4 protein-coding genes are annotated in these 4,453 nt (G+C 66.1%); all 4 read left to right on the forward strand.

All coding sequences use genetic code 11. From position 1 onward, the window contains the following. Positions 1–287 (forward strand): trehalose-phosphatase (locus tag RT567_RS13920; RefSeq protein WP_313576877.1); only part of this gene is annotated, 287 nt, incomplete at its 5' end. Then, the gene (locus tag RT567_RS13925) at positions 284–2,068 is read left to right on the forward strand and encodes a glycoside hydrolase family 15 protein (protein WP_313576878.1); all 1,785 of its coding nucleotides are present in this window, start codon (positions 284–286) and stop codon (positions 2,066–2,068) included. The genes RT567_RS13920 and RT567_RS13925, both read left to right, overlap by 4 nt. Next, complete coding sequence (locus tag RT567_RS13930) at positions 2,065–3,444, forward strand: trehalose-6-phosphate synthase (RefSeq protein ID WP_313576879.1); 1,380 nt, start codon at positions 2,065–2,067, stop codon at positions 3,442–3,444. Before RT567_RS13925 ends, RT567_RS13930 begins: the two co-directional genes overlap by 4 nt. Positions 3,445–3,707: 263 nt before the next feature. Continuing rightward, on the forward strand, positions 3,708–4,453 hold a 746-nt coding region (locus tag RT567_RS13935), incomplete at its 3' end, for an outer membrane beta-barrel protein (RefSeq protein ID WP_313576880.1).

The following is a 4,453-nucleotide window of genomic DNA, read 5'->3' on the forward strand; positions in this document are numbered from 1 at the left end:
GGTCGATGGTGCTGGAGCTCAAGACGCCCGGCGCGGACAAGGGCACGGCCGTCGCCGCCTTCATGGCCGAGGCGCCCTTCGCCGGCGCCACGCCCGTCATGGTCGGCGACGACCTGACCGACGAGGCGGGTTTCCGGGCGGCGGAAGCGCTGGGGGGCTTCGGCGTCCTGGTCGGGCCTGAGCGGCCGACGGCGGCCCGCTATCGGCTCGAAAACGTGGAGGCGGTGCTCGATTGGCTCGGCGGTCTGGCCTCGGCCGCTACAGAGGAGAAGGAGGCGCGCGCATGACGCCCAACCTGGATCTGGCCCCCATCGGCAATTGTTCGGTCAGCGCCCTGGTCGATCGGCAGGGACGGTTCGTCTGGGCCTGCGCCCCGCGCATCGACGGCGATCCCGTCTTTTCGGCCCTGATGGACGGGGCGTCGCCGGAACACGGCTTCTGGGCCGTGGAGCTTGAGGGGCAGGTCGCGGTCGAACAGGCCTATGTCCGCAACACTGCCGTGCTGCGCACCGTGCTGACGGCCGAAGACGGGGCGTCGGTCGAGATCCTGGATTTCTGTCCACGGCATCTGAAGCACTCGCGCATCTATCGGCCGATCGCCTTCGGACGTGTGGTGCGGCCGCTGTCAGGCGCGCCGCGCGTCACCATGCGCCTGCGTCCGTCGGCCGACTGGGGCGCGCGGGCGGCGGAGCGCACCTCTGGCTCCAACCATATCCGCTATCTGTGCAGCGACGTGACCCTGCGCCTGACCACCAACTGCCCGGTCAGCCATGTGCTGGATGAACGCACCTTCCGGCTGGAAGAGGAGATGGCCTTCTTTCTCGGCCCGGACGAAGGCTATGACCAGTCGGTGCTGGCGGGCGTCAATGCGGCGCTGGACCAGACGATCGTTCACTGGAAGCACTGGACCCGCACCCTCTATCTGCCGCTGGACTGGCAGGAGGCGGTGATCCGCGCCGCCATCACCCTGAAGCTGTGCGTCTATGAAGAGACGGGCGCCATCGTCGCCGCCATGACGACCTCGGTGCCCGAGTTTCCGGAGAGCGGGCGCAACTGGGACTATCGCTACTGCTGGATCCGCGACGCCTATTATACGGTGCGGGCGCTGAACCGCCTGGGCGCGGTGGATATTCTGGAGAGCTACCTCGGCTATCTGCGCAATCTGGTCGACGACGCGGCGGGCGGCCATGTCCAGCCGGTCTATGGCGTGGGGCTGGAGCCCGCCATCGTCGAACGCATCGTCGACAGCGTCGAAGGCTATCGCGGCATGAAGCCGGTGCGCGTCGGCAATCAGGCGCATGAGCATCTTCAGCACGACGTTTACGGTCAGATCGTCCTGCCTCTGGTTCAGGCCTTCTTCGACCAGCGCCTGCTGCGGCCCGGCACGATCGAGGACTTCCGCGCGCTGGAGACCGTCGGCGACCGCGCCTTCGCCCTGCACGATCAGGTCGACGCCGGCCTGTGGGAGTTCCGCACCATCGCGCGGGTGCACACCTATTCCTCGGTCATGTGCTGGGCGGCCTGCGACCGCCTGGCCAAGGCGGCGCATCATCTGGGCCTGGACGGTCGGTGCGAGTTCTGGCGCGAGCGCGCCCGCATTATCCGCGAACGCATCGAAGCCGAAGCCTATCTGCCGGACGAGGGCCGCTTCGCCGCCAGCTTCGGCGGGACCGAGCTGGACGCCTCCCTGCTGCAGATGACCGACCTGGGTTTCCTGGACGCCCGCGACCCACGTCAGGTCAAGACCTTCGAGGCGGTCGAGCGCGATCTGAAGCGAGGCCCCTATCTGTTCCGCTACATCCACCCCGATGACTTCGGCGAGCCGGAGACCGCCTTCAACTTCTGCACCTTCTGGTACATTGAGGCCCTGCACCTGAACGGCCGCACCGAAGAGGCGCGGGTGATCTTCGAGGAGATGCTGAGCCGACGCACCCATGCGGGCCTGCTCAGCGAGGACATCTCGATCCAGGACGGCGAACTGTGGGGCAACTACCCCCAGACCTATTCCCTGGTCGGCATCATCAACTGCGCGGTGCTGCTCAGTCGATCGTGGACGGACGCACGATGAGCCGGCTGATCGTCGTCTCCAACCGCGTCTCGGCGCCGAAAGACCCGGCCGCAGGGTCTGCCGGCGGTCTGGCCATGGCCCTGTCGGCGGCGCTGCGCAAATACGACGGCCTGTGGTTCGGCTGGTCCGGCGAAACGGTCGAGCATTTCACCGGCGAGCTGAACGTCGAGGATCGCGCGGGCGTCACCGTCGCCACCGTCGATCTGGAGCCTCAGGACGTCGACGAATACTACAACGGCTACGCCAACAAGACGCTGTGGCCGCTGTTCCATCACCGCGTCGACCTGACCGCGTATGAGCGGTCTTACGGCGAAGGATATGAGCGCACCAATCGCCGCTTCGCTGAAGTGTTGCAGCCGTTGCTCCAGCCCGACGACGTCATCTGGATCCACGACTATCACATGATCCCCATGGCGCGGGATCTGCGCCGCCTGGGGGTGAAGAACCGCATCGGCTTCTTCCTGCACACGCCCTGGCCCGCGCGTCAGTTGCTGGTGACGCTGCCGCATCATCGGCGGCTGGTGGAATCCATGTTCGATTTCGACCTGCTGGGTTTTCAGACCCGCGAGTGGATGGAGCTGTTCCAACGCTATGTGGAGGTCGAGGCCAAGGGGCGCGTCGGGGAGGGCGGCCGCGTCCAGGCTTTCGGTCGCAGCGTTCAGGTCGGGGTCTTTCCCATCGGCATTGACGTGGACGGCTTCCTGGCGGCCCGCGACTCGCCCCTGGGGCGTCGAACCTATGATCGGATGTCGGCCTCGGCGGCCTTTCGCTCCATGATCGTCGGCGTCGACCGGCTGGATTACTCCAAGGGTCTGGAGCAGCGCCTGCTCGGCTATGAGCAGTTTCTGGAGGACAACCCCGAACTGCGCAGCGAGGTCTTCCTGCTGCAGGTCACGCCGATTTCGCGGGACGAGGTGGATACCTATCAGGACATGCGCGTGCGGCTGGAAGCTCTGGCCGGGCGGGTCAACGGCGCCTACGCCGACATGGACTGGCAGCCGATCCGCTATCTGAACCGCACCTTCCGCCGCGACCAGCTGGCGGGAATCTATCGCGCCGCCAAGGTGGGGCTGGTGACGCCGCTGCGCGACGGCATGAACCTGGTAGCCAAGGAATATGTCGCGGCTCAGAATCCGGAAGACCCCGGCGTGCTCATCCTGTCGCGCTTCGCCGGCGCAGCCGAACAGATGGGGGAGGCGCTGCTGGTCAATCCCTTCAGCCGCGAAGAACTGTCGGAAGCGATCCAGAAGGCCCTGACCATGCCGCGGCCAGAGCGGATACGGAAATGGAAGGCCTTGATGAAGGTCGTGCGCGACACCGACGTCGCCCGTTGGCGTGACGACTATGTCCGGGCGCTGATGATGGCGCGAAACTGATCATGGAGACGCCGTGATTATGACAATCACTGGGACGCAGGAGAAATCCGACGTGCGGTTCATCGGTCATTCATCCTTGCTGTTACAGTGACGCCGCACTGCCTCGGCTTGCCGCGGCGACCCTGTTTTATGTTGAAATGGCGCCACAGTGGACACATTCAGCGCTCAAATGGGGAACCGCTGCACTGCAATACCGTTCGGCTTCTCGAGCGCCTTCGCGGTAACGCATGGGCTTACGGATCAACTAAGAGTGTGAGGACACCATGAAACTGAAACTTCTGGCCAGTGTCGCTGCTGCGGGGCTGTTCGCGGCCGGCGCTGCTTCGGCTGAGCCCGATGGCTGGTACGGCGCGATCGACGCCGGCTACCACATCATCGACGACATCAACACGGAAGCGTCGGCGACCGGCCACCACTGGAACTGGGAAGTCAACGACGGCTGGGCGGCCTTTGCTCGCCTCGGCTACCGTTTCAACCCGAACTGGCGCATGGAACTCGAAGGCGGCTACCGCTCGGGCGACATCGGCAAGGTGCGCGCTGTCTCGGGCCCGAACGGCCTGTGCAACCTGACGCCGGCCACCGGCCCGTGCCACTCGCCGGAAGGCGACATCGAGTCGACGACTCTGATGGCCAACGTCCTGTACGACTTCGGTTCGCCGGACTGGACCATCCGTCCGTTCGTCGGCCTGGGCGTCGGTGTGAACCGCGTCAACGTCGACACCACCGGCCGTCTGCGCCAGAACCCGGGCGTCACCTTCACGGCTGACGACAGCTCGACCAAGTTCGCCGCTCAGGCGATCGCCGGTCTGGCTTGGGCTGTGGGCGATCGCGCCAACATCGACCTGACCTACCGTTACCTGACGGGCGACGCCGAGTTCGACACCACCCAGTCGGCTGGTCCGGCCTTCGGCACCCTGTCGGGCGACTACGACCAGTCGCACACCGTGACGCTGGGCCTGCGCTATGCGTTCGGCGCCGAGCCGGCGGCCCCGCCGCCGCCGCCGCCCCC

Source organism: Brevundimonas sp. (assembly GCF_032107865.1).
Taxonomy (GTDB): Bacteria; Pseudomonadota; Alphaproteobacteria; order Caulobacterales; family Caulobacteraceae; genus Brevundimonas.

What these genes read in the sequence shown, in the direction of transcription:
- RT567_RS13925 (WP_313576878.1), top strand. Translation starts at nt 284, where the DNA reads ATGACGCCCAACCTGGATCTGGCCCCCATCGGCAATTGTTCGGTCAGC.
- RT567_RS13930 (WP_313576879.1), top strand. Translation starts at nt 2,065, where the DNA reads ATGAGCCGGCTGATCGTCGTCTCCAACCGCGTCTCGGCGCCGAAAGAC.